Source organism: Sphingomonas carotinifaciens, assembly GCF_009789535.1.
GTDB lineage: Bacteria > Pseudomonadota > Alphaproteobacteria > Sphingomonadales > Sphingomonadaceae > Sphingomonas > Sphingomonas carotinifaciens.
In genome coordinates, this window is sequence record NZ_WSUT01000005.1 from 1,867,608 (window position 1) to 1,892,128 (window position 24,521).

Annotated in this window: 25 protein-coding genes and 1 other RNA gene; 18 read left to right on the plus strand and 8 right to left on the minus strand. The window is 69.6% G+C overall.

Annotated features, from left to right (window positions below):
• The 3 genes from GQR91_RS10925 to GQR91_RS10935 are packed head-to-tail and all read left to right on the plus strand — an operon-like array spanning position 1 to position 4,521.
• On the plus strand, positions 1–1,164 hold the full coding sequence (locus GQR91_RS10925) for a TIGR03087 family PEP-CTERM/XrtA system glycosyltransferase (protein WP_149681733.1): 1,164 nt from the start codon (positions 1–3) through the stop codon (positions 1,162–1,164).
• Complete coding sequence (gene xrtA, locus GQR91_RS10930; protein WP_174236600.1) at positions 1,161–2,633, plus strand: exosortase A; 1,473 nt, start codon at positions 1,161–1,163, stop codon at positions 2,631–2,633. Before GQR91_RS10925 ends, xrtA begins: the two co-directional genes overlap by 4 nt.
• Before the next feature lies 1 nt (position 2,634).
• Positions 2,635–4,521: an XrtA/PEP-CTERM system amidotransferase gene (locus GQR91_RS10935; protein WP_149681732.1), complete on the plus strand. Its 1,887-nt coding sequence runs from the start codon at positions 2,635–2,637 to the stop codon at positions 4,519–4,521.
• On the opposite strand, the gene GQR91_RS10940 is transcribed toward GQR91_RS10935, so the two are convergent.
• The 3 genes from GQR91_RS10940 to GQR91_RS10950 all read right to left on the minus strand — a co-directional run bounded on the left by GQR91_RS10940 (position 4,502) and on the right by GQR91_RS10950 (position 8,080).
• Positions 4,502–5,479 (minus strand): alpha/beta hydrolase, encoded by a 978-nt coding sequence (locus GQR91_RS10940; RefSeq protein ID WP_149681731.1) that lies wholly within the window; start codon positions 5,477–5,479, stop codon positions 4,502–4,504. The genes GQR91_RS10935 and GQR91_RS10940 overlap by 20 nt on opposite strands.
• Before the next feature lie 204 nt (positions 5,480–5,683).
• Positions 5,684–6,772 (minus strand): 1,9-bis(guanidino)-5-aza-nonane synthase, encoded by a 1,089-nt coding sequence (locus tag GQR91_RS10945; RefSeq protein ID WP_149681730.1) that lies wholly within the window; start codon positions 6,770–6,772, stop codon positions 5,684–5,686.
• 114 nt (positions 6,773–6,886) lie between these two features.
• A complete protein-coding gene (locus GQR91_RS10950; protein WP_235903918.1) occupies positions 6,887–8,080 on the minus strand; it encodes a type III PLP-dependent enzyme in 1,194 nt (397 codons plus the stop codon).
• Between the two features lie 194 nt (positions 8,081–8,274).
• On the opposite strand from GQR91_RS10950, the gene GQR91_RS10955 reads away from it, so the two are divergent.
• Together GQR91_RS10955 and GQR91_RS10960 are read left to right on the plus strand one after the other, a co-directional pair.
• Positions 8,275–9,186 (plus strand): threonine ammonia-lyase, encoded by a 912-nt coding sequence (locus tag GQR91_RS10955; protein WP_149681992.1) that lies wholly within the window; start codon positions 8,275–8,277, stop codon positions 9,184–9,186.
• On the plus strand, positions 9,179–9,349 hold the full coding sequence (locus GQR91_RS10960) for a hypothetical protein (protein WP_211368833.1): 171 nt from the start codon (positions 9,179–9,181) through the stop codon (positions 9,347–9,349). Before GQR91_RS10955 ends, GQR91_RS10960 begins: the two co-directional genes overlap by 8 nt.
• A gap of 135 nt (positions 9,350–9,484) precedes the next feature.
• Here GQR91_RS10960 and GQR91_RS10965 read toward each other — a convergent pair whose 3' ends face one another.
• Positions 9,485–10,141, minus strand: a complete 657-nt coding sequence (locus tag GQR91_RS10965) for an alpha/beta hydrolase (RefSeq protein ID WP_112382558.1) — start codon at positions 10,139–10,141, stop codon at positions 9,485–9,487.
• Between the two features lie 131 nt (positions 10,142–10,272).
• Between GQR91_RS10965 and GQR91_RS10970 the strand changes: the two genes are divergently transcribed.
• The 9 genes from GQR91_RS10970 to GQR91_RS11010 all read left to right on the plus strand — a co-directional run bounded on the left by GQR91_RS10970 (position 10,273) and on the right by GQR91_RS11010 (position 16,453).
• The gene (locus tag GQR91_RS10970; RefSeq protein ID WP_149681727.1) at positions 10,273–11,274 is read left to right on the plus strand and encodes a cysteine desulfurase family protein; all 1,002 of its coding nucleotides are present in this window, start codon (positions 10,273–10,275) and stop codon (positions 11,272–11,274) included.
• Positions 11,271–12,338 carry a cysteine desulfurase family protein gene (locus tag GQR91_RS10975; protein ID WP_149681726.1) on the plus strand — a complete coding sequence of 356 codons (1,068 nt, stop codon included), beginning with the start codon at positions 11,271–11,273 and terminating at the stop codon, positions 12,336–12,338. Before GQR91_RS10970 ends, GQR91_RS10975 begins: the two co-directional genes overlap by 4 nt.
• A complete protein-coding gene (locus tag GQR91_RS10980) occupies positions 12,335–12,640 on the plus strand; it encodes a 2Fe-2S iron-sulfur cluster-binding protein (protein ID WP_149681725.1) in 306 nt (101 codons plus the stop codon). Before GQR91_RS10975 ends, GQR91_RS10980 begins: the two co-directional genes overlap by 4 nt.
• Positions 12,641–12,718: 78 nt before the next feature.
• The gene (locus GQR91_RS10985) at positions 12,719–13,387 is read left to right on the plus strand and encodes an HPP family protein (protein WP_149681724.1); all 669 of its coding nucleotides are present in this window, start codon (positions 12,719–12,721) and stop codon (positions 13,385–13,387) included.
• A gap of 102 nt (positions 13,388–13,489) precedes the next feature.
• Entirely contained in the window at positions 13,490–13,801 is a 312-nt protein-coding gene (locus GQR91_RS10990) for a hypothetical protein (RefSeq protein WP_149681723.1), read from the plus strand.
• Positions 13,802–13,851: 50 nt separating this feature from the next.
• An RNA gene (gene ffs, locus GQR91_RS10995) (signal recognition particle sRNA small type) lies at positions 13,852–13,945 on the plus strand.
• Positions 13,946–14,129: 184 nt separating this feature from the next.
• The gene (locus GQR91_RS11000; RefSeq protein ID WP_149681722.1) at positions 14,130–15,794 is read left to right on the plus strand and encodes a DNA polymerase III subunit gamma/tau; all 1,665 of its coding nucleotides are present in this window, start codon (positions 14,130–14,132) and stop codon (positions 15,792–15,794) included.
• Positions 15,791–16,114, plus strand: coding sequence for a YbaB/EbfC family nucleoid-associated protein (locus tag GQR91_RS11005; RefSeq protein ID WP_112382552.1), 324 nt, complete (start codon positions 15,791–15,793; stop codon positions 16,112–16,114). The genes GQR91_RS11000 and GQR91_RS11005 overlap by 4 nt, the downstream gene beginning before the upstream one ends.
• Before the next feature lie 75 nt (positions 16,115–16,189).
• The gene (locus GQR91_RS11010) at positions 16,190–16,453 is read left to right on the plus strand and encodes a hypothetical protein (protein ID WP_149681721.1); all 264 of its coding nucleotides are present in this window, start codon (positions 16,190–16,192) and stop codon (positions 16,451–16,453) included.
• Positions 16,454–16,633: 180 nt separating this feature from the next.
• Here the strand turns inward: GQR91_RS11010 and mtgA are convergent, their stop codons facing one another.
• The 4 genes from mtgA to GQR91_RS11030 form a co-directional block, all read right to left on the minus strand.
• The gene (gene mtgA, locus GQR91_RS11015; RefSeq protein ID WP_149681720.1) at positions 16,634–17,308 is read right to left on the minus strand and encodes a monofunctional biosynthetic peptidoglycan transglycosylase; all 675 of its coding nucleotides are present in this window, start codon (positions 17,306–17,308) and stop codon (positions 16,634–16,636) included.
• Positions 17,309–17,318: 10 nt separating this feature from the next.
• Positions 17,319–18,554 (minus strand): flavin monoamine oxidase family protein, encoded by a 1,236-nt coding sequence (locus GQR91_RS11020; protein ID WP_149681719.1) that lies wholly within the window; start codon positions 18,552–18,554, stop codon positions 17,319–17,321.
• A gap of 1 nt (position 18,555) precedes the next feature.
• A complete protein-coding gene (gene rpoH, locus GQR91_RS11025) occupies positions 18,556–19,461 on the minus strand; it encodes an RNA polymerase sigma factor RpoH (protein ID WP_112382548.1) in 906 nt (301 codons plus the stop codon).
• A gap of 68 nt (positions 19,462–19,529) precedes the next feature.
• Positions 19,530–20,477 carry an RluA family pseudouridine synthase gene (locus GQR91_RS11030; protein ID WP_149681718.1) on the minus strand — a complete coding sequence of 316 codons (948 nt, stop codon included), beginning with the start codon at positions 20,475–20,477 and terminating at the stop codon, positions 19,530–19,532.
• Positions 20,478–20,494: 17 nt separating this feature from the next.
• Here GQR91_RS11030 and GQR91_RS11035 point away from each other — a divergent pair, with 17 nt between their 5' ends.
• From GQR91_RS11035 to GQR91_RS11050, 4 genes are all read left to right on the plus strand, one after another.
• Positions 20,495–20,947 carry a M67 family metallopeptidase gene (locus GQR91_RS11035; protein WP_149681717.1) on the plus strand — a complete coding sequence of 151 codons (453 nt, stop codon included), beginning with the start codon at positions 20,495–20,497 and terminating at the stop codon, positions 20,945–20,947.
• On the plus strand, positions 20,944–21,588 hold the full coding sequence (locus GQR91_RS11040; protein ID WP_149681716.1) for a histidine phosphotransferase family protein: 645 nt from the start codon (positions 20,944–20,946) through the stop codon (positions 21,586–21,588). The genes GQR91_RS11035 and GQR91_RS11040 overlap by 4 nt, the downstream gene beginning before the upstream one ends.
• Positions 21,589–21,746: 158 nt before the next feature.
• On the plus strand, positions 21,747–24,056 hold the full coding sequence (locus GQR91_RS11045) for a chemotaxis protein CheA (RefSeq protein WP_149681715.1): 2,310 nt from the start codon (positions 21,747–21,749) through the stop codon (positions 24,054–24,056).
• Positions 24,056–24,493 carry a chemotaxis protein CheW gene (locus GQR91_RS11050; RefSeq protein ID WP_112382543.1) on the plus strand — a complete coding sequence of 146 codons (438 nt, stop codon included), beginning with the start codon at positions 24,056–24,058 and terminating at the stop codon, positions 24,491–24,493. Before GQR91_RS11045 ends, GQR91_RS11050 begins: the two co-directional genes overlap by 1 nt.
• Positions 24,494–24,521 lie beyond the last annotated feature (28 nt).

Sequence of the window (24,521 nt, forward strand, 5' to 3'; positions counted from 1 at the left end):
GTGAAGGATCTGCTGTTCCTGGCGCACCGGGCGCCGTTTCCGCCCGACCGCGGGGACAAGATCCGCAGCTTCCATATCCTGTCGCACTTGGCGGCGCGGGCGCGGGTGCATTTGTGCGCCTTTGCCGACGATCCGGCGGACCGGGTGGTGCCGCCCGCGCTGGCGGCGCGGCTGGCGAGTTGCCGCATCGTGCCGCGCACCAAATCGAGCCCGCGCGCGGGGCTGGAGGCGCTGGTGAGCGGGCGGCCCCTGTCGCTGACCGCCTTTGCCGATCGCCGGATGACGGCGGCCGTCGCGGACGTGGTGCGCGCCCACCCGATCGCCGCGACCTATGTGTTTTCGGGGCAGATGGCGCCCTATGCCCCGGCGGACGTGCCGATGACGATGGACATGGTGGATGTCGATTCCGCCAAGTTCGCGCAACTGGCCGAGGGCGCGCGCGGCCCCATGGCCTGGATCTATGCGCGCGAGGCCAGACTGCTGGCGGCGCATGAGCGATCGGTTTCGGCGCGCGCCGCGGCGACCCTGTTCGTCAGCGAGGCGGAGGCGGCGCTGTTCCGCGCAGGCGGTGGTCGTGGACGGATCGTCGCGGTCGAGAACGGGATCGATGCGGCGACCTATGACCCGGCCACGTGTCACCCGGTGGCGGCGGGGGCGGAGACGATCCTGCTCACGGGACAGATGGATTACCGCCCGAATATCGAGGCGGTGACGTGGTTTGCCGACCATGTCCTGCCGATCGTCCGGCAGAGCCGGCCGGCGGCAGTGTTTGTGATCGTCGGGCGGGCGCCGGTGGCGGCGGTGACGCGGCTGGGTGCGCGGGACGGGGTGGTGGTGACGGGGACGGTGCCCGACGTGCGCGGATGGCTGGCGGCGGCGCGGGTGTGCGTGGCGCCGCTCAGGTTGGCGCGCGGTATCCAGAACAAGGTGCTGGAGGCGATGGCGATGGCGCGCCCGGTGGTGGCGACACAGGCGGCGGCCGAGGGCATCGACCATGGCGGCACGATCGCGGTGGCCGATAGCCCGGAGGCGTTCGCGGCGGCGGTGATCGCGGCGCTGGACGGACCCGCGGATCGGCCGGACGCGCGTGCCCAGGTGCTGAGCCGCTATGACTGGGGGGCGCGGCTGGCCCCGCTGGACGCGCTGATGGGGCTGGAGGCGTGAGCCGCCGGTGGCGCTGGCATCTGCTGGTGCTGGCGGCGGTCTGGCTGGCGCTGGTGGCGCTGTTCTGGCGCGATGTGGTGCAGTTGGTCGGTCTGTGGTGGACGAACACGACCTATGGGCATTGCCTGTTCATCCTGCCGGTGGTCGGGTGGCTGGTGTGGCAGCGGCGGGCGCAACTGGCGGAACTGCGCCCGCAGGCGTGGTGGCCGGGGCTGGCGCTGGTGGCGCTGGGCGGGGTGGGCTGGCTGATGGGCGAGGCGGGGACGGTGACGTTCGCGCGGCAGCTTGGGCTGGTGCTGATGTGCCAGGGCGCGGTGGTGACGCTGCTGGGGCCGATGGTGGCGCGGGGCGTGCTGTTCCCGCTGGCCTATGCGCTGTTCGCCGTGCCGTTCGGGCAGGAACTGGAGCCGCCGCTGCAACGCGTGACGGTGGCGATCGTCATGCCGCTGCTGCATCTGGCGGGGGTGCGGGCGGCGGTCGACGGGGTGCTGATCCAGGCGGGGGCGTATCGGTTCGAGGTGGCGGAGGCGTGTTCGGGGTCGAAGTTCGTGCTGGCGATGCTGGCGTTCGGGGTACTGGTGGCGAACCTGTGTTTTCGGCGCTGGACGCGGCGTGCGACGTTTCTGGCGGCGTGCCTGGTGGTGCCGGTGCTCGCGAACGGGGTGCGGGCGTGGGGGACGATCTATGGTGCGCAGCTGTTCGGGATCGAGGCGGCGGCGGGGTTCGACCATATCGTGTTCGGATGGCTGTTCTTCGCCGCGGTGATGGCGGCGGTGCTGGCGATCGGGTGGCGATGGTTCGACCGGGCGCCCGATGACCCCGCCTTCAACCCCGCTTCACTGTCGGGCGTGCCGCGCCGGCGCATCGGCCTGATCCCGGGCGGGGCGCTGGTGATCGCCACCGCGGCGGTTTTCCCGAGCTGGGCGGCGATGACGGGCGGGCGGGCGGCGACGCTGCCCGCGCAGATGGTGCTGCCCGATGTGCCGGGATGGCACCGCGCGCCGCTGGGTTCGGCCTGGCAGCCCTGGTATCCGGCGGCGGACCATTATCTGTTCGGCCGCTATGTCGATGCGCGCGGACGGCCGGTGGATGTCGGCGTGGCGGTGTTCGCCGAGCAGCATGGAACCAAGAAACTGGCGGCGTTCGGCACCGGCGTGCTGCGCGAGGACGACCGCTGGGTGCGGGTGGCGGACATGGCGCCGATCGCGGGCGGATCGGCCATGCGGATCATGGCACCGGGACCGGTGGAGCGGATCGTGGCGACATGGTACCGGGTCGGTGGCGAGACGACGGCGGACGAAAGACGGGTGAAGATGGTGACGATGAAAGCCCGCCTGCTGGGGGAGGATCGACCGGCGACGGCGATCCACCTGTCGACCGAGGGGCGCGACCCCGCCGCGATCGCCGACTTCGTCGCGGCGACCGGCGGCATGGGCCGGTTCGCGGACCGGCTGACGGCGGCGCGCTGAGATGTGCGGAATCGCAGGGATCTTCCATCCGGGCACGCCCAAGCCGGTCGATCCGCCGCGGGTGCGCGCGATGATCGCGGCGCAGGCGCACCGCGGGCCGGACGGCGACGGGGTATGGACCGCCCCCGGCGTCGGGCTGGGCCATCGCCGACTATCGATCATCGATCTGGCGGGATCGCCACAGCCGATGATCGACGGCGAGATCGCGGTGACCTTCAACGGCGAGATCTATAATTTCCAGGCGCTGCGGGCCGAATTGCGCGGGATGGGCGCGCATTTCCGCACGGAGGGCGACACCGAGGTGCTGCTTCAGGGATGGCGCTACTGGGGGCCGGCGATGCTCGACCGGCTGGACGGGATGTTCGCCTTCGCCATCCACGACATGCTGGCGGGTGCCCTGTTCCTGGCGCGCGACCGGCTGGGCGTGAAGCCGCTGCACTGGGCCGAACTGTCCGACGGGTCGATCGCCTTCGCCTCCGAACTGAAGGGGTTGCTGGCGCATCCCCTGCTGCGCCGGCAACCCGACCTGACCGCGGTCGAGGATTATCTGGCGCTGGGCTATGTGCCCGACGATGCCTGCCTGATCGCGGGCGTGCGCAAGTTGCCGGCCGGGCATTACCTGCTGGTTGAGCGCGGGCGGGGTATTCCCCGGCCGCGGCAATGGTGGGACGTGGATTTCTCCCGGCGCGCCAGTGGATCGGCGGCGGCGCTGGGCGAGGAACTACTCGACCTGATGCGCGCGGGCGTGACCAGCCGGATGGTGGCGGACGTGCCGCTGGGCGCGTTCCTGTCGGGCGGGGTGGACAGCTCGGCCGTGGTCGCGCTGATGGCGGAGGCGAGCCCGCGTGCGGTGCGCACCTGCACGATCGGGTTCGAGGAAGCGGGCTATGACGAGCGCGCCTATGCTGAAATGGTCGCGCGCCGATTTGCCACCGCGCATGCGACGCGGGTGGTGCGCAGCGACGATTTCGGGCTGATCGACACGCTGGTCCATCATTTCGACGAACCGTTCGCCGATGCCTCGGCCCTGGCGACCTATCAGGTCTGTGCGCTGGCAAGGGAACATGTGACCGTGGCGCTGTCGGGCGACGGCGCGGACGAGGCGATGGCCGGGTATCGCCGCCATGCGTTCCAGGCGGCGGAGGACCGGGTGCGCGGCCTGTTGCCGGCGGGGTTCCGGCGATCGGTGTTCGGAACGCTGGGCAATCTCTATCCGAAGGCCGACTGGGCGCCGCGGCCGCTGAGGGCCAAGACGACGCTGCTGGCGCTCGCGGCCGAGAGCGCGGAAGGCTATGCGGCGAGCGTCGGCGTGACGACGTCGGCCCTGCGCGCGCGGCTGTTCACGCAGGAAGCGCGGGCGGCGCTGGGCGGACACCGGGCCGAGGATCGTTACGTCGCGGCGATGGAGAATGCCCCGGCGCAAGGGGCGCTGGACCGGGTGCAATATGCCGACCTGAAGATTTGGCTGCCCGGCGACATCCTGACCAAGACCGACCGCACCTCGATGGCGGTGGGGCTGGAGGCGCGCGAGCCGCTGCTCGACCACCGGCTGGTGCAGTTCGCCGCCAGCCTGCCGCCGGCCATGCGGTTGCAGCGCGGATGCGGCAAATGGCTGATGAAGCGCAGCCTGGAGCGGTATCTGCCCCGGGATATTCTGTACCGGCCCAAAATGGGGTTCGTGACGCCGATCAGCGACTGGTTCCGCGGGGCGCTGGCCGAGGAGGCGGCGGGGCTCGCCACCTCGTCGCTGCTGCGCGAGACGGGGTGGTTCGCGCTGCCCGAGATTGCGCGCCTTGCCGACGACCACCGCACCGGCCGCGCGGAGCATGGCCGGACGCTGTGGCAGTTTTTGATGCTGGAGCGGAGCCTTACGCGGCTGTTCGGTTGAAGCGCTGGCGCAGCCACAGGTCGAACAGGTGCGGCCATTCGCGTGGCGGCGTCCCTTCGGCCGCGCGGCGCGCACCGAAGCCGTGGCCGCCGCGTTCGAACAGGTGGGCCTCCACGGGTACGTTTGCGGCGCGGGCCGCGGCGAGGATCGCGAAGGATTCCTCTACGCGGGCGGCGGGGTCGTCCATGGCGTGGGCGATGAAGAGGGGCGGGGTGTCGGCGCGGACGCGGGGCGGGGTGTCGTAGCGCGTCACGGTTTCGGGGGCCGGGGTGGGGCCGAGCAGGTTGTCGGTCGAGCGGCCGCGGGTGCGCGGGTCGGACATGCGGGTGACGGGGTAGACAAGGCCGGTGGCATCGGGGCGGGCGGATTGCCGGTCGGCGGCGTCGATGGGGGCATAGATGCGGTCGGCGTGACCGACGGTAAGCGCGGCGGCAAGATGGCCGCCCGCCGAGAAGCCGAGTGCGGCGAGGCGGGTGGGGTCGATGGCGTAGCGGGCGGCATTGGCGCGGATCAGGCGCATGGCGCGCTGCGCATCCTGAAGCGGTACGTCTGCGCGGTTCGCCCAGCCCTCGCCGGGCAGGCGATAGGCAAGGGCGAAGACGGTGATGCCTTGCGGGTTGAGCGCGCGGGCGACGTCGATGCCTTCGTTTTCGATCGAAACAAAGCCGTAGCCGCCGCCGGGGATCGACAGCACCGCGCGGCCGTCCGGACGCTCGGGACGGAAGACGCCGATGACGGGTTCGACGACGCCGCGCAGCCAGAGTTCGGGGTCGGCGGGATTGCCGCTCATTTCGGGGGCATAGCGGGGGAGAGGGTTGGGGGCGCCGGGGGGTGGGCCGGGCCAGAGCTTGACGTGTTCCGCAGGCGGCCAGGGGGTTTGGGGGCGGGCCTGGGCAGTCGCGCGGGTGGCCAGCGGCAGCGCGGCGGTGGCGGCGATGAGCGTGCGTCGGGAAATCATGCTGGCCTCTCCGCTGTTTGGGGCGGAGATTGGCGGGGTGTGGGGTCGGGGGCAAGGGGGACTATGGTCGCAGGCAGTGTTGCACTGTTGGGCTGCCCCTCACCCTTCCCACTGCCTTGCGGCAGCGGGCCCCTTCCCTCTCCCCGTGAGGGAGAGGGAATAAGGAGAAGGCCGGCGGGATTTGCCGCCGGCCTTCTTAGATTTTTAGGCTTGCTTGTCGAACAGCTTGGCCCAGCGGTGGACTGGGCGGTCCTTCCAGTGGCCGCGGTGGTACGCGTCGGAGGCGAGCAGCGGCATGACCGAGCCGGCCTCGGCGAATACCATCTGTTCGATGCCGGTGTTCACCTTGCCCCAGCTTGCCGCTTCCTGCAGCGTCGAGGACGAGCAGGCGCCGTCGCGCACGTCGGCGACGGTGATCTGCACCGCGTACTTGTGCACCTGGACGTCGTCATGACCCAGGATCTCGGCGCAGACGACGGTGTCCTGGATGAAGTTCTTCGGCACGCCGCCGCCGATCATCAGGAGGCCGGTGACGCCAGCCTCGATCTTGATCTGCGTGAGTTCGCGGAAGTCGGCGACCGCGTCGATCATCAGATACGGACGGCCCGCCTTGGCGGCGTCGACCTGATGCTTGACGAGGCCGAAGCCGGCCGAGCTGTCGACGAACGCCGGGCAGAAGATCGGCACGTCATGCTCATAAGCGAGCTTGACGAGGCTGTTCTCCTTCTTGCCGTGCTTGACCAGATACTTGCCCATCTCGCGGATGAACTCGCGGCTGGAATAGGCGCGCGGCTCCAGCGACTCGGCGATCTCGAAGATCGTGTGGTCGACGTTCTGGAGCGCTTCCTCGTCGATATAGGTGTCGTAGATGCGGTCGATGTAGAGCGAGCGCAGCGTGTCGTCGTCGGGGATCTCCAGCGCCTGGTAATGCTTGTGGCCCAGGCCTTCGAAGAAATCCATGTCGACGATGGTGGCGCCGGTCGCGACGATGCCGTCGACCATGTTGTTGCGCACCAGCTCGGCATAAAGGTCCATGCAGCCGCCGGCCGAGGTCGACCCGGCGATGACGAGGAAGATCGAGCAGTCCTTGTCGGCCAGCATCTGGTTGTAGATGCCGGTCGCGCGGCCCAGGTCGCGGCTGGTGAAGCTCATATCGGCCATCGCGTCGACGATCGGACGCGCGTCGAAGCTCTTGATGTCGATATGCTTCACCTGCTTCGACAGCAGTTCGGCCTTGCGGGTATCGTTGATCGGCGCGTTGGCGCTTGCGGTCTTGGTCAGCGTGTCGGTCATGGTTCGCCCTTGGCTATCCAGCCGTCGTCGTTCGATATTGGGGACGCGGAAACCCAAAGCCGCCCCTCCCGCCGGCAGGCGGGAGGGGGGAAGACGTGTGATATAGGGAGGCCGTTACAGCTTGACGACGTTGCCCGTCGCAACGCGGTCGTCGGCCTCGTCCTCGCGGTAGACGGAGAACATCGGTTCGTCCCCGGCCACGACGGTCAGGTCGGAGCCGAAGCCGTTGAACTGCGTGCGCATCGCCGAGCCATAGGCACCGAGCATGCCGATCTCGAAATAATCGCCCCCACGCGTGTCCGCAGGCAGCGGGAACGGACCCTTCATATAGTCGATATCGTCGCAGGTCGGACCCCAGAAGGCGAAGTCCATGTCGCGCGCGTCCGATTCCGGCTCGCGCAGCAACTGCACCGGATATTTCCAGCCGATATGCGCCGCATCGAACAACGTGCCATAGGCGCCGTCGTTGATGAACAGCTCGGACCCGCGCCGATGCTCGACGCGGACGACGACCGAGGCATATTCGGCGCACAGCGCGCGACCCGGCTCGGCCCAGAGTTCCGCCGAATAGCTGATCGGCAGGCTCTCGAACGCGCGGTGGATCGTCTCGAAATACCGCTCCAGCGGGGGCGGGTTCATGCCGGGATAGCGCGACGGGAAACCGCCGCCGACATCGATCACGTCCACCGTCACCGCGGCCTCCACGATGGCGGCGCGGACACGCTCCATCGCACCCACATAGGCGTCGGGCGACATGGTCTGGCTGCCGACATGGAAGCAGATGCCGAGCGCGTCCGCCACCTGGCGGGTCGCCATCAGCAATTCCTTGGCCTCGTCCGGCGCGACGCCGAACTTGGAGCCAAGGCTCAGCTTCGCATATTCCGACGACACGCGCAGGCGCACGCACAGCGTGAGATCGGTGGCACCCCGGGTGCCGCGGACGATCTTCGCCAGCTCTTCCATGCTGTCGAGCGAGAAGGTGCGCACGCCGTGGTCGAAATACGCCTCGGCGATCGCCTCCTCCGCCTTGATCGGGTGCATGAAGCAGCACACCGCATCCGGCAGGGTCGACTTCACCAGACGCACCTCGCCGATCGACGCGGTGTCGTAGTGCGTGACGCCGTTGTCCCACAGGATCTGCAGGAGTTCGGGGGACGGGTTCGCCTTTACCGCATACATCGGCCGGCCCGGAAACTTCTCCACAAAGAAGCGGGCGGCGCGCGCAGCGGCGTGCGGGCGAACGAGCGTGACCGGCTGTACCGGACGAAGGGTGGAAACTAACCCCAGCGCGCTATGATGCTTGTGCAACTCAAGGGACCTCCAATTGCCTTGCGGCATGACGACAGAAAAAGCTGCCTTGCGGTTGGAAGTCCCATGGGGCAGCGGACGCGCGATGTAGGACCCACTTTTGGCTATGTAAAGCGTCTGAAACCGGTCAGGGATAAAATGTGACTATTCTGCGACAGCCGACACGCGCCGGAGTACGGGACGCCGCCGCGAAAATGGCGGAAATCCTAGGCCCGACGCCGCTTTTCACCCATCGTTTCAAGGGGGTGGAGGTCGCGTTCAAGGCCGAATCCCTGCAACCCATGGGTGCGTTCAAGGTTCGTGGTGCCTGGCACCGGCTCACCGCTCTGGATGAGGCGGCGCGGGCACGCGGGGTGGTGGCGTTCTCGTCGGGGAATCATGCGCAAGGGGTCGCCTGGGCGGCAAAGCGGCTGGGGATCGCAGCGACGATCGTGATGCCCGCCGATGCGCCGCGCGCCAAGCGCGAGGGGACGCTGGCACTGGGGGCGGAGGTGGTCGATTACGACCGCGCGCGAGAGAGCCGCGAGACGATCGCGGGCCGGCTGGCGGAGGCGCGGGGCGCCACGCTGGTGCCGAGCTTCGACGATCCGTGGGTGATCGAGGGGCAGGGGAGCGCCGGGATCGAGGCGGCGCGGCAGATGGCGGAGCGCGGCCTGCCGGCGCCGGCACATGTGGTGGTGCCATGTGGCGGCGGCGGGCTGGCAGCCGGGCTGACGCTGGCGCTGCCCGAGGCGCGGGTGACGGTGGTCGAGCCGGAGGGGTGGGACGATATGCGTCGCAGCCTGGAGGCGGGGTGGATCGAGCCGGTCGGCGACCATCCGCCGCCGACCGCATGCGACGCGTTGCAGACGACGCGGGTGTCGCCGCTGACCTTCGACGTGCTGGCGCGGCGGGGCGCGGAGGGCGTTGCGGTGTCGGAAGCCGAGATCGCGGCCGCGCAGCGCTGGGCGGCGGAGACGATGCGGCTGGTGGTGGAGCCGGGCGGGGCGGTGGCGCTGGCGGCGCTCCTGGCCGGCCGCGTGCGGGCCGAGCCGGGGGGGCTGGTGATCCTGTCCGGCGGCAACGTCGACATGGCCGCCTATGGCCGGGTGCTGGCCGGTGCTTGAGGGGATCGCGCAGGCCGCGCCGGCGCTGGCGATGCTGGCCTGTTTCGCCTGTGTGGGCGGTGGGGGCTATCTGATCGCCAAGCGCCGCGACCGGACCAAGGGGGTGCTGATGCTCGTCATGGCCGCGGTCTTGCTGGGCAATGTGCTGATCTGGACGATGTGAGTGCCCGGCGCGGCAAAGCCTCATTGTTCAGCCCCTCCCCTTCAGGGGAGGGGATGGGGTGGGGCGCATCCGCAGACGCCGCGTTCGTGGAGCCGCCCCACCCCCGGCCCCTCCCCTGAAGGGGAGGGGAGGCGGTTATTTGATCGGCGAGTTCGGGTCCAGGCGCATGTCGAGGTAACGGTCCACGCTGCCCATCAGCTCGGGCATCTCATGCTCGAAGAAGTGGTTCGCCTTGGGGATCGTGTCGTGGTGGATGGTGATGTGCTTTTGCGTGCGCAGCTTGTCGACCAGCTTCTGCGTCGCGGCGGGGGTCGCCACCTCGTCGCCCTCGCCCTGGATGATGATGCCCGACGACGGGCAGGGTGCCAGGAAGGTGAAGTCGTACATGTTGGCCGGCGGCGCGACCGAGATGAAGCCACGGATTTCGGGGCGGCGCATGAGCAGTTGCATGCCGATCCATGCGCCGAAGCTGACGCCGGCGATCCAGGTGGTCGAGGCCTCGGGATGGAAGCTCTGTACCCAGTCGAGCGCGGCGGCAGCGTCGGACAGTTCGCCGATGCCGTTGTCGAAGGTGCCCTGGCTCTTGCCGACGCCGCGGAAGTTGAAGCGCAGCGTGGCGAAGCCGCGACGCTGGAACGTCTTGTAGAGTTCCTGCACAATGCGGTTGTTCATCGTGCCGCCCGCCGAGGGGTGGGGGTGCAGGATCATCGCGACGGGCGCGCGGGGCCGGGGTGCAGGGACGAACCGGCCTTCGAGGCGGCCTTCGGGGCCGGGAAAAATGACTTCGGGCATGAATCTCGCCGATCAGGAAGGGCGCAGGTGGAGCGCCGGACAGTGCGCGCTATATAGGCGGGAGCCCCTTACAAGCAATTGGAACGCGCGTCCTGACCCGTCTCTATCTTGATCACGCCGCCACCACGCCGATGACCCGCGCTGCGCGGGAGGCGGTGGCGGACGGTTTCGCGCGCTGGGCGAATCCGTCTTCGCCGCATGCGGAGGGGCGCGCGGCACGGCGGCTGGTGGAGGATGCGCGCGCGGACGTGGCGACGGCCTATGGCTGGGGGCAGGAGGTGCTGCTGACGGGGGGCGCGAGCGAGTCGCTGGCGATCGCACTGGGGCGCTCGATGGTGGAGCGGTGCTTCGTCTCGGCGGTTGAGCATGATGCGGTGCTGCGCGCGAGCGGGGCGGCGAGCGTGATGCCGGTGGATGCGGCGGGGCATGTGGTGCTGCCCGATCTGGCGGGGCCGCGCGCGCTGGTGGCGGTGCAGTGGGCGAACAGCGAGACGGGCGTTCGCCAGCCGATCGCGGCGCTGGCCGAGGCGGTGCACGGCGCCGGGCACCTGTTGCTGGTCGATGCCGCGCAGATGCCGGCAGGGGCGGACCCGCACGTGGCAGAGCATGCCGATTTCGTCGCGCTGTCCGCGCACAAGCGCGGCGGGCCGCCGGGGATCGGCGCGCTGCTGGTGCGCGACCTGGCGACGTTGCTGCCGACCGGCGGGCAGGAGCGGGGATACCGGCCGGGGACGGAGAACATGCCCGCCGCGATCGGCTATGCCGCGGCGCTGCGCGAGGCGGAGCCCGATCACACGGCGTTGCGCGCGCATCTGGACGATGCGGTGCGGCGGTCGGGGGGGATCGTGGTGGCCGAGGACAGTGCGCGGCACCCGGCGATCGGGGCGTATCGGATGCCCGGGGTGCCGGCGGCGGCGCAGCTGATCCGGTTCGATTCAGGGGGAATCGCGGTGTCGGCGGGGAGCGCCTGTGCGAGCGGGAGCCTGAAGCCCAGTCACGTGCTGGCGGCGCTCGGCTGGCGCGAGGAGGCGGCGCGCGAGGTGGTGCGGGTCAGTTTCGGGCGGACGACGACGCGCGAGGAGGTGGACGCCTTTATCGCGGCGTGGCGCGGGATCGCGCGGGGGCGGGCATGATCTATCTGGATTATCAGGCGACGACGCCGCTGGCGCCGCAAGCCTTCGACGCGATGGTGCCGTGGCTGCGCGATGCGCATGCCAATCCGCATTCGCCGCATCGGCCGGGACGGGCCGCGCGGGCGGCGGTGGAGGTGGCGCGGGACCGGATCGCCGCGCTGCTGCCCGCCGGCGGCAAGCTGGCCTTTACCAGTGGCGCGACCGAGGCGCTGAACTGGGCGATCAAGGGCAGCACGGGCGCGATCGTGACGATCGCGACCGAGCATGCCGCGGTGCTGGACACAGTGGCGGCGAGTGGGCGGCCGCATGTCGTGCTGCCCGTCCATGGCGACGGCCTGGTCGACCTGGACGCCGCGCGTGCGGCGATCGGGCCGGGCACCGGGCTGGTGGCGGCGATGCTGGTCAACAACGAGATCGGAGTGGTGCAGCCGATCGCTGAACTGGCGGACCTGGCGCATGATGCCGGCGCGTGGATGCTGTGCGATGCGGTGCAGGGCTATGGCCGGGTGCCGCTGCCCGGGACGGTGGATATGGTGGCGGTCTCCGCGCACAAGATTTATGGCCCCAAGGGCATCGGGGCATTGTGGTTGCGCGACGGGGTGGCGCCGGCGCCGCTGATGCATGGCGGGGGGCAGGAGGCGCTGGGCCGTTCGGGCACGCTGAGCCCGGCCCTGTGCGCCGGCTTCGGTGTGGCGGCGCAGTTGATGGCGGCGGACGATGCGGGCGCGGTCGCCGGCCTGTGGCGGGCGGCGCATGACCGGTTCCGGGCGGCGGGCTGGTCGCTCAACGGGGCGGCGGACCCGCGCTATCCGGGCAATCTGAACGTGCGGCGCGACCGCCTGGATGTCGGGCGGTTGATGTCGGACGTGCGGGGTGTCGCGTTTTCGGCGGGCTCCGCCTGCGCCAGCGGATCGGGGCGGCCCAGCCATGTGCTGCGCGCGATCGGGCTTTCCGATGCGCAGGCGCGGTCCTCCATTCGGTTGGGGTTCGGGCGTTATACGCGCGAGGCGGAACTGATGCAGGCGGTGGACGCGATCCTGGTCGCGGCGGCGGCGCAGGCATGATCCGGGTCGGCTTCGTCGCACCCGACGGATCGGTGGCGGAGGCGCAGGGGGAGGCCGGCGATACGGTGCTGCGCGTGGGGCAGGCGATCGGCCAGCCGCTGGAGGGAACGTGCGAGGGGCAGATGGCGTGTGCCACCTGCCATGTCGTCGTCGACCCGGCCTGGGCGGACCGGCTGCCCGGCCCGAGCGCGGAGGAGGAGGATATGCTGGATCTGGCGCCGAAGGCGACGCGGACCAGCCGGCTGTCCTGCCAGATCCGGCTGGATGCGACGCTGGACGGATTGGTGGTGCGGCTGCCCTGATCGCCGCGCCGGTTGCGACGCGGGCTTGCCGGGGGCATAGCGCGGCGGTTTTTTCCTCTTCTTTCGTACGGGTTTTCGATGCGTTCGCGGTTCCCCTCCGTTCTGTCCGCCGGCTTTCTGCGCGACCGGTTGATCGCGCCATTGGGGGCGCTGATCGGGATCGCGCTGACGGGGGTGGTGACCGCGCTGCTGTGCGGTGACGCGGGTGCGACGATGCTGCTGGTGGCGCCGATGGGCGCCTCGGCAGTACTGGTGTTCGCGGTGCCGGCGAGCCCCCTGGCGCAGCCCTGGCCGGTGATCGGCGGCAACGTGATCTCGGCACTGGTCGGGGTGGCGGTGGTCCATGCCCTGCCCGGCAACGGCCTTGCCGCGCCGCTGGCGGTGGGGGGCGCGATCCTGGCCATGGCGCTGACGCGGTCGCTGCACCCGCCGGGCGGCGCGGCGGCGCTGACCGCGGTGATCGGCGGAGCGCCGGTGCTGGGTGCGGGCTATGCCTTTGCCTTCGTCCCGGTGGGGGTGAACGCGGTGATCATCGCGCTGGTCGGCGTGGCGTTCCACCGGCTGTCCAGGCACAGCTACCCGCACCGCGCGCTGACGCTGGCGGCCCCGCGCGCTGCCGATCTGGCGGCGGAGGATATCGACCGGGCGCTGGCGGAATTCGGCGATACGCTGGACATCGACCGCGACGACGTGGAGCGGCTGGTGCGCCGGGCCGAGCATCACGCGGCCACGCGGCGTGCCGCCTGAACACCCGCTAAACGGTTAATTCAGCACGCGATCATCGACTCGGCCGCAATCTCCCCGTCATGCCCACCGGTTCCGGCGGGCGCGTAAACGGGAGTATGCGTCATGAAAGTCTTTGCCCTGATGGCCTCCGGTCTTCTTGCGGTCACCGGCCTTGCCGCGGCGACACCGGCCGCCGCGCATCCGCAAGGGTGGCATGACGGACCGCGCGGGCGCGGCTGGGACCGTGGGCCGGGCTGGCGGGACGGGCCGCGCTGGGACCGTGGACGCCAATGGCGCGGCGATCGCTGGGACCGCGGATACCGGGCAGGCTATCGCGACCGGGGGTACCGCAACGGCTATCGCGGGCGCACGGTATGTCGCTGGGTCGATGGCTATTACGGGCCGGTCCGCCGCTGCTTCAACGTTCGTCGCTGATCAGCAACAAGGCGGCTTGATCGATCCGCCCGGCTCCGCCATATGCGCGGCGGGAGTCGGGCGGACGTAGTCGTCGCCAACCCGGTCAGGTCCTGACGGAAGCAGCCGTAACGATTTCGCTGCGGGTCGTCCCGGCTCCCACCGCGAACCTGCCGTGCAGGTGAGCGCGGCCGGCGGTGCGCCAGCACCGTCCGACGACGTGGCTTTGCCACGGCGCGGCCCGGCGGTGCATCAGCACCGTCCGACGACATGGCTCCGCCCTGTCGCCCCCCGACACCCCTCCCAATCCGCTATCAATCGCCGCATCGTGGGCCTACATAGACCCGCAATGTCCGACTCCTTCGACCTCGGCGAACCGCCACAGCCGGCCAAGCCCGACGCCTACCGCGTGCTTGCCCGCAAATATCGTCCGCAGACCTTCGCGCAGCTGATCGGTCAGGATGCGATGGTGCAGACGCTGGGCAACGCGATCAAGCGCGACCGGCTGGCGCATGCGTTCCTGATGACCGGCGTGCGCGGGGTGGGCAAGACCTCCACCGCGCGGTTGATCGCCAAGGCGCTGAACTGCATCGGGCCGGATGAGCAGGGCGGGCCGACGATCGACCCGTGCGGGGTTTGCGAGCCGTGCCGCGCCATCGCCGAGGGGCGCCATATCGACGTGATCGAGATGGACGCCGCCAGCCATACCGGCGTCGACGACGTGCGCGAGATCATCGAGGCATCGCGCTATGCCGCGGTGTCGGCGCGCTTCAAGATCTACATCGTGGACGAGGTCCACATGCTGTCCAAGAACGCGTTCAACGCGCTTCTGAAGACGCTGGAAGAGCCGCCGGCGCATGTGAAGTTCCTGTTCGCCACCACCGAGGTGAACAAGGTGCCGATCACCGTGCTGTCGCGGTGCCAGCGTTTCGACCTGCGGCGCATTTCGGCGGAGATGCTGGCGGCGCATTTCGCGCATGTCTGCGAGGCCGAGGGCCTGACCGCCGAGCCCGAGGCGCTGGCGCTGATCGCGCGGGCGGCGGAAGGATCGGCGCGCGATGGCCTGTCGATTCTGGACCAGGCGATCGCGCATGCCGACCTGGATGGCGGCGGGGTGAGTGCGGAGGCGGTGCGCCAGATGCTCGGCCTGTCGGACCGGGGCGCGGTGCGCGACCTGCTCGGCCTGATGCTGCGCGGCGAGGCGGCCGATGCGCTGGCGCTGCTGCGGCGGCAATATGATTACGGGGTCGATCCGCAATCGGTGCTGCGCGCGCTGCTGGAGACGGTGCACGGCATCACGCTGGTGAAGGTCGGCACGCCCCCCGATGCGGCGCAACCGCTGGAGGAGCGCGAGGCGCGCGGGGAATGGGCGGCGGCGCTCGGCTTTCCGATGCTGCACCGGCTCTGGCAACTGCTGCTCAAGGGCCATGACGAGGTGGCGCGCGCCGCCCTGCCGATCGAGGCGGCGGAAATGGCGCTGCTGCGCGTGGTTCATGCCTCGACGCTGCCCGATCCGGGCGAACTGGCGCGGCAATTGACGCAGTCGCCGGGGCAGGGGGCGGGGGCGGTGTCCGCCCCGGCACCCGCGCCGGTTGCGGCACCCGTCGCGGTGGCGGCCCCTCCGCCGCCGCCGGCGGAGCCGCAGATGCCGGAGAGTTTCGAGGCGCTGGTCGAGCGGCTGGACGCGGACGGGGAACTTCTGCTCGTCGCGCGGCTTCGTCAGGGAGCGCGGCTGGTGCGGTATCAGCCGCCCGAGATCGTCTTCAGCGGCAGCCGGCCGATGGCGGCGGACACGCTGACCGATCTGGCGGCCGTCCTGAAGACGATGACGAAAAGCGCATGGCGCATTACGTTGGACGATGTTCCGGGCCAGCCGACGCTGAACGAGGCGCAGCAGGTCCGGGACGAGGCGATCAAGGCCGCAACCTGGGATTCGCCCATGGTGCGCGCCGCACGAGAGGCTTTTCCCGAGACCGAACTCGTGGAATGGCCCGGAAAACGGAGCATGATGTGAAGAATCTCGACGACATCCTGGCGATGGCCCAGAACGTCCAGAACGAACTGCAAAAGGCGCAGGCCAATCTCGACACGATCGAGGTTGAGGGCGCGTCGGGCGGCGGGCTGGTCAAGGTGAAGGCGTCCGCCAAGGGCCGGATCATCGGCATCTCCATCGACGATTCGCTGATGCAGGTGTCCGAGAAGCAGATGCTGGAGGACCTGCTGGCCGCCGCGATCAACGATGCGCGCGGCAAGGCGGATACCGCGTCCAACGCCGAGATGAGCAAGATGACCAGCGGCCTGCCGCTGCCGCCGGGCTTCAAGCTGCCGATCTGATTCCGTTCCGGCCCGGGAACGGGTTTGCCGGCTATGGCGTTTGCTTCCTCGAAAACAAGGAGGAGGATCAACGACATGGCCGATGAACGTTATTCCGATACGACCACCACGACGGCGGCGCCGGCGGGGCACACGACGACGATCATCGAGAGGCGCAGCGGCGGCAGCGGGATCGCGATCGCGCTGGTGCTGCTGGTCGCGGTGGTGATCGGCGCGTTCTTCCTGTTCAACCAGAACAGCGCCGAAAGCCGCAAGGACGATGCGGTGGCGTCGGCCGCGCGGAGCGTGGGCGCCGCGGCGGACAAGGCCGGCGACGCGATTTCGGGCGAGGCGAAGTAGAAACGCATCCCTTTCCCCACCGGGGAGAGGGAGGGCCCCGCCGCGTTGGCGATGGGAGGGTGAGGGGCTGCCAAGCGGTGCCGGATCCCGCATTCAACCAAGAATGCCGTTCGCGGCGCCCCCTCACCCTTCCGCGGCTTTGCCGCTCCCTCCCTCTCCCCGGAAGGGAGAGGGGATTGTCTATCGCACGCAGGCGTCCAGCCCTTGCCGGCGGACGGCGCCGACATAGCGGGCGATGCGGTTGCCGTGGCGGCGGACGAAACCGTCGGGGGAGACCGCTTCGCGCTTCTTGGGCAGGGGCAGGACGGCGGCGATGCGCGCCGCCTCGGTCGGCGACAGGCGCGACGCGTCGTGGTGGAAATAGCGCATCGCCCCGGCATTGGCGCCATAGGTGCCGATCCCGGTTTCCGCGATGTTGAGATAGACTTCCATGATGCGCCGCTTGCCCCACAGCGCCTCGATCAGAACGGTGAAATACGCCTCCGCCGCCTTGCGGACATAGCCGCCGCCCTGGAACAGGAAGGCGTTCTTGGCGGTCTGCTGGCTGATCGTCGATCCGCCGCGGATGCGGCCTCCTTTCGCATTGCGATAGGCGGCGCTGGCGATCGCGTTGAAGTCGAAGCCGTGATGCTCGCAGAAGCGGGCGTCCTCGCCGGCGATGGCGGCGCGGGCCATGTCGGGGTCCATCTGCGACAGCGACATCCAGTCCTTGGTGACGCCGCGCCCGCCGACGACATCGCCCAGCATGGTGAAGGTGAAGGGCGGGGGCACGAACCGGTACAGCCCGACCCAGAGGACGGTGACGGCGACGAAGACAAGGGCGGCCTTGAGCAGCCAACGGAGCGCACGGAACATGGCCGCCCTTCTAGGCGAGGGGCGGCCCCGCTGTCATGATCGCATGTGCAGCGGCGACGCCGGTCGCATAGGCGCCGTGCGCGGTGGAGAAATCACGCGCCGAAAAGGCCTCGCCGGCGAAGAACAGGCGGTCGTTGACGGGGTCGGCCAGGATGCGGCGGGCGCCGGCATGGCCGACACGCGCATGGCTGTAGCTGCTGCGGATATGGGGCGCATGGGCCCAGTCGGTGGCTGCGAGTGGGTGGAGGCGGGTGCGCCAGTCGCTGCCAAGCAGCGCGACGAGCTCGTCGAGCGCGAACTGGATGGCGGCGGCCTCGCTTTCCATCGCCTCCGCACAGGCGCCGCCGAAGAAGCTTTCCACGATCGGCCAGCCGAAGGGGGACAGGCGGTGGCTGGCGGTGCAGGCGGCGTGCGGGTTGCCGGTCAGATGCTGATGCGCGGGCCATGGCGGGCGATCGACGGCGAGGAACACCTTGTCCGCCAAGCCGAGCGGCAGGTTCGCCGCGGCGTCCTGCTTGGCGGGCAGGGGCGGGTCGAAGACGATGCCGCCCTCGGCGAGGATGGGGGTGGGGACGGCGACGACGACCCGGTCGGCGGTCAGCGTTCCGGCGGGTGTATCCAGCCGGATGGTGCGGCCGCGGTGGTCGATCCGCGTGACCGGCGTGTTCAGGCGGATCGGAAGCGATCGGGCATGGTCCGCGACGAGCGTGCCATAACCCTCCACCACGACCCAGTTATCCTCGCCAGCCGCGTCCTCATAGGCGATCCAGTCGTGCAGCGAGACGGCACCGAGCGGCGCGCCATTGACATAGCCAGATATGGCGTCGATCATCGGGCGCCAGGGGTCGTCGGGTGCGATAAAGGCGGAAAGTGGCTGGTCCGGTCCGTCGAGCGCGGCGCGGGCGGCCTGTTCCCAACGGTCCCAGGCCGCGCCGAAGCTGCGCTGTTCGGTGGGCGAAAAGCCCAGGTCGCGCCATTGCACTTCCCAGTTGGGAGAGGCGCGGTCGATGGTGAAGCGTGCCGCCTCCGCAATGGCGACCCATGGGTTGCGCCGGGCGGAGTGCAGCCAGCCGCAGCCGAAATCGACGGTGACATGGGCGTTGGGAAGCGTCAGCGGGACGCTGTGCGCGCGGCCGCCGAGACGGTTGCCCGCCTCGACCAGCAAGACGTCGCACCCCGCATCGTGCAGGGTGCGCGCGGCCGCGATGCCGGCCGCGCCGCCGCCGATGACGACGGTGCGGCCCATGTCAGGCGGCGGCGAGGAGCCGCTTTTCGCCCGCGATCCGCATCATCGCCTTTTGCAGCTTCTCGAAGGCGCGCACCTCGATCTGGCGGACGCGTTCGCGGCTGACCCCGTAGACCTGGCTGAGTTCCTCCAGCGTCTTTGGGTCGTCGGTCAAGCGGCGCTCGGTCAGGATGTGCTTCTCACGGTCGTTCAGGTCGTCCATCGCCGACACGAGCATGCCGTGGCGGACATCAGCCTCCTGCGCTTCGGCAACGACGGTGTCCTGCAGCGGCGTGTCGTCGGCCAGCCAGTCCTGCCACTGACCCTCGCCATCCTCGCGCATCGGCACGTTGAGGCTGGTGTCGCCGCCCATCGCCATGCGACGGTTCATCGACACCACGTCGCCCTCGCTGACGCCGAGATCGGTGGCGATCTTGGCCACGTCCTCGGGCTTCAGGTCGCCATCCTCGAACGCGTCGAGCTTCGACTTCATGCGGCGCAGGTTGAAGAACAGCTTCTTCTGTGCCGCGGTGGTGCCCATCTTCACCAGGCTCCATGAACGCAGGATATATTCCTGGATCGAGGCGCGGATCCACCACATCGCATAGGTGGCGAGGCGGAAGCCGCGGTCGGGCTCGAACTTCTTCACGCCCTGCATCAGGCCGATATTGCCCTCCGAGATCAGCTCGGACGTGGGCAGGCCATAGCCGCGATAGCCCATCGCGATCTTGGCGACGAGACGCAGGTGGCTGGTCACCAGCTGCGCAGCCGCGTCGGGGTCGCCATGTTCCTGGAACCGCTTGGCGAGCATATATTCCTGCTCGGGCGCCAGGATCGGGAATTTCTTGATCTCGGCGAGATAGCGGTTGAGCGACTGCTCCCCGCCGAGCGCAGGAATCGTCGCCGGGACGTTGCTGCTTTTTGCCATGATCCTTGATCTCCCTTCCTTGGAGCCCATGCCGCGATGCCGTTTTCGGCGGTGCGGTATGCTCCGTGCTATACGTGAAGCTGACTGAACAGTTCCTGCATATCGGCAGGCATCGGGCTTTCGAACGCCAAAGCGACAGATTTCACGGGGTGGATGAACCCCAGATGCGCCGCATGCAAGGCCTGTCGGCGGAGACCGAGCGTTTCGAGCAGCCCTTTCTGTGTACCTTTTGTTCTACCATAAACCGGGTCGCCCAGCAAGGCGTGGCCGATCGAGGCCATGTGCACGCGCACCTGATGCGTGCGCCCCGTCTCCAGCCGGCATTCGACCAGGGCGGCGTCGCGCAGCCTCTCCATCATCCGGTAATGCGTCACCGCGCGCTTGCCGCCGGGGACGATCGCCATCTTCTTGCGGTTCTGCGGACTGCGCGCCAGCGGCGCGTCGACCGAACCCTCGGCCGGTCGCGGCACGCCGCCGGTGATCGCGCGGTAGCGGCGGTCGATCGAATGGGCGGCGAACTGCTTGGCCAGCCCCTCATGCGCGCGGTCGGTCTTGGCCGCGACCATCAGGCCGGAGGTGTCCTTGTCGATGCGGTGGACGATGCCGGGCCGCGCGACGCCGCCGATGCCAGACAGCGATCCACCGCAATGATGAAGCAGCGCGTTGACCAAGGTCCCGTCGAGATTGCCGGCCGCGGGATGGACGACCAGCCCGGCCGGCTTGTCGATGACGATCAGATGCTCGTCCTCATAGGCGACGACGAGAGGAATATTCTGCGCCTCGTTATGCGGCAGGGTGGGATTGGGGATCGTGACGTGGAACAGGTCGCCGCTGCTGGCGCGCTTGGCGGGATCGCGGGCGAGCACGCCGTCACGCGATACCGCCCCGCTCGCGATCAGCACCTTCAGGCGCTCTCTCGACAAGGTCGGCACCGCGTCCGCCAGCGCACGATCCAGCCGCCAGCCGTCAGCCGCAGGCGCGATCGTCGCTTCAAGGATGGAAACCCCCCGGTCCATACCGTACCGATGTGCGCATGACCGTAACGATTTCAAGCGACGCGCTGAAAAGAATCCGGATGGCCGCGGCGGCATCCCCCGATGCGGAAGTGTGCGGCCTGTTGCTGGGCGAGGGTGCGCATATCCGGGAGGCACGCGCGTGCAACAATGTGAGCGCGACGCCGGCGACCCGGTTCGAGATCGATCCGGCCGCGCTGCTCGCCGCCTATCGCGGCGCGCGCGGCGGGGGGCCGGCGGTGCTCGGCCATTATCACTCGCACCCGAGCGGGCACGCCGAGCCGTCGCCGCGCGATGCCGAGGATGCGCTGCCCGACGGGCGGCTGTGGCTGCTGGTGGCGGGCGAGACCGTCACCGCCTGGCGCGCGGTGGCGGCAGGTGAGCGGCATGGGCGGTTCACACGCGTCACACTCGCTTGCGAAGACCCCGCGGCTCCGTCAGATAGGCAATCCTGTTGGAAGGATTATTCATGACCGTCAGTCCGGTGGATTTCGCGAGCCTGCTGTGTTCGCGGCTGTGCCACGATCTCCTGTCCCCGGTGGGTGCGCTTAACAACGGTCTGGAATTGCTGGCGGATGAAACCGATCCGGCGATGCGCGCACGGTGCATGGACCTGCTTGCCGAAAGCGCGCGGGCATCGGCCAACAAGCTGAAGTTCTTCCGCCTGGCGTTCGGGGCGGCAGGCGGCTTTGGCGACATGGTCGACATGCGCGAGGCGCGGGCCGCGATCGAGGGGCTGCTGGCGGACAATCGTCGCACGACGCTGGGCTGGGTGGTGGAGGAGCCGCAACTGCCCAAGCCCGCGGTCAAGATCCTGCTGAACCTGGCGCTGATCGGGGTCGAGGCGCTGGTGCGCGGCGGGCGCATCGATGTGGGGGCCGAGGTGCACGATACCGCGATCGAGATCGTGGTGAAGATCGAGGGCGCACGGATCGTGCTGGACCCGGATCTGCGCCGGACGCTGATGCAGGGCGAGGGTAGCGGCGAGGTGACGTCGCGCGGGGCGGCGGCGTTCCTGGTCCATACGCTGGCGACCGAGGCGAGCGGGCAGGTGCTGGTGTCCGAGCCCGCCGAGGGAGTGATGATCCTCGGTGCGGCGATGCGCGCGGTGTGATGGGTTTGGTTGAAAACGCGCAGAATAGCGCGTTTCAGGGCACTGAAAGCCGTACCTCGGCACGTTTCCGCACAGATCCTGACAGGTTTCGCGCCTAAACCGCCTCTTAACGGGTCGCGGTCCACAGCGTTGGCGATCAAGGCGCTGACCGAGGACCCATGGACGACCTGTTGCAGGAATTCATCGCCGAGACGCGCGAAACCCTGGAGGCGTTGTCGGGCGAGATCGTCGCCTGGGAAGCGGCGCCCACGGACCGGGCGCGCCTCGATGCGATCTTCCGCTTCGTCCATACGGTAAAGGGCAGTTGCGGCTTTCTGGACCTGCCGCGGCTCGCCCGGCTGAGCCATGCGGCCGAGGATGTGCTGGCCGCGGTGCGCGACGGCACGCGCGTGCCCGACACGCATCTGGTGAACGCGGTGCTGGCGATCGTCGACCGGATCGGCGAGATCGTCGAGGCGATCGACGCAGGTGCCGGGCTGGACGATTCGTCGGAAGACCTGTTGATCGCGGCGCTCAGCGGGGAGGTGGCGCCGGTGGCGGCGGCCGGCCAGCCGAGCGGCCAGCGAACCGCCAGTCGCAGCGTGCGCCTGAACGTCGATCTGCTCGACCGGATGATGAGCGGCATGTCCGAGATGGTGCTGGCGCGCAATGAGCTGGCGCGGCGGCTGCGCGACGAGACGCTGGACCCGCGGCTGGAGGCGGCGCTGGACCGGCTGTCGCTGACCGTCGCCGACATGCGCGACACGGTGACGCGCACGCGCATGCAAAAGATCGAGGCGCTGTTCTCCGCCCTGCCGCGCATGGTGCGCGATACCGCGGCGGACCTGGGCAAGGCGGTGGCGCTGCGCATCGACGGCGCCGATGTCGAGCTGGACCGCGAGATGATCGAGCTGATGCGCGATCCGCTGGCGCACATCGTGCGCAACGCGATCGACCACGGCATCGAGGCGCCGGCCAGACGCCGCGCCGCGGGCAAGTCGGAAACCGGGCAACTCGTCATCGCCGCGCGCCAGTCGGGAAACCAGATCCTGGTCGAGATCACCGATGACGGCGCGGGCATCGACCTGAACCGCATCGTCGCCAAGGCGGTGGCATGCGGCATCCGCAGCGAGGCCGAGATCACCGCCATGACCGAGGCGCAGCGGCTTGAGCTGATCTTCGAGGCGGGGCTTTCGAGCCGGGACGTGGCCTCCGCCGTATCGGGTCGCGGCGTCGGCATGGACGTGGTGCGCGCCAATATCGAACATATCGGCGGGCGCATCTCGATCAACAACCAGCCGGGGCGCGGGCTGGGACTGGTGATCCATGTGCCGCTGACCCTGTCGATCATCTCCACCATCGTGCTGGGCGCCGGCGGCCAGCGCTTTGCGGTGGCGCGTCAGGCGATCGAGGAGATCGTGGCGATCCGGGGCGACCAGGTCAGGATCGACATGGTGGGCGATGCCGCGGTCGCCACCGTGCGCGGCCGGCGCCTGCCGCTGCTGCCGCTGGCGGATTTCCTGGGGATCGAGGGCGGGCAGCTCGCCTCGCTGGCGATCGTCGCGACGCGCGACGGCGAGTATGCGCTGGGCATCGATTCAGTGCTGGATGCCGAGGAAGTGGTGGTGAAGCCTGCCGCGCCGGTGGTGATGGCGACCGGGCTATATGCCGGGCAGACGCTGCCCGACAGCGGCCTGCCGATGCTGTTGCTGGACAGCGCCGGGCTGGCGACCGTGGCGGGCCTGCGCTTCCACCGGGCGGTGGCTGTCGAGACCGAGAATGCCGATGCTGCCGCGCAAGGGGTGAGCGCCCTGCTGTTCGACGATCTGGACGGGGCACGCCGCGCCATCCCGCTGGGCGCCATCGACCGGGTCGATACCGTGCCGACCTCCGCGATCCGGCGCACGGCCGGGCGGATGCGGCTGGCGCTGGGCGACACGCTGATCCCGCTGCACCATATCGCGCCGCTGGACGGGCTGGGCGAGGTCGCGGTGCTGCGCCTGACCGATGGTCATGCCGAGACCGCCTATGCCATCGCCGAGGCGATCGAGATCGTGCAGTTGCAGGCCGAGATCGCGCCGGCGCGCGGCGTGGCCGGTCCCGTGCTCGGCGTCACCGTGATCGCGGGCGAGCAGGTGGAGGTGATCGACCCGCTGGCGCTGTTCGCCGATATCGATGTGGGCACGGGCGCCGCGCCCCTGTGCCTGTTGCAGGGCGACGGATCGCCGTGGATGGACACGTTCCTGCGCCCCGCGCTGGAGGCGCAAGGCTATCGCTGCACCAGCCGGCTGGCACCGGGCGAGCGGCCGGTGGTCGCGCTGGTGATGGAGGATGGCGAGGCGCCGGCCGCTGCCAGCGACACCCCTGTCCTGCGCCTGCGTCGCGAGCGCGAGGCGGTGGGCGCCTGCGCCGACAGCATCTATCGCTATGACCGCCCCGCGCTGATCGCGGCGCTGGCGGATCACAGCGCCCGTGCGGGAGCCCGCTGATGCAGCTTTTCCTGATCGCCTATGTCGCCGGCAAGGGCATCGCCATCGATGCCGACCAGGTCGATTCGGTTGTCGATATCGGCGATGTCGTCGCGGTGCCGCGGGTGGAGGCGGCGGTGCGCGGCCTTGCCGCCCTGCGCAGCCGTGTGGTCACCGTGATCGATACCGGCATCGCCCTGGGGCTGGAGCCGACGCCGGCCACCGCGCGCCGCGCCGTCATCACGCAGCAGGACGGGCATTTCTACGCCATCCTGGTCGATGCGCTGGACGATATCGCCTTGTTCGAGCGCCAGCCGCTGTCCACTGGCCTGGCGCTGCGCCAGGGCTGGGCGCGCGCGGGATCGGGCCTGGTGGTGCGTGACGGCGAGCCGTTGCTGATCCTCGATCTGGCGCGGCTGATCCCGGCGAGCATGGCGCCCGCGGCGCAGGCGGCCTGAACGGGGTTAACCCGGTCCTTACCCTTGC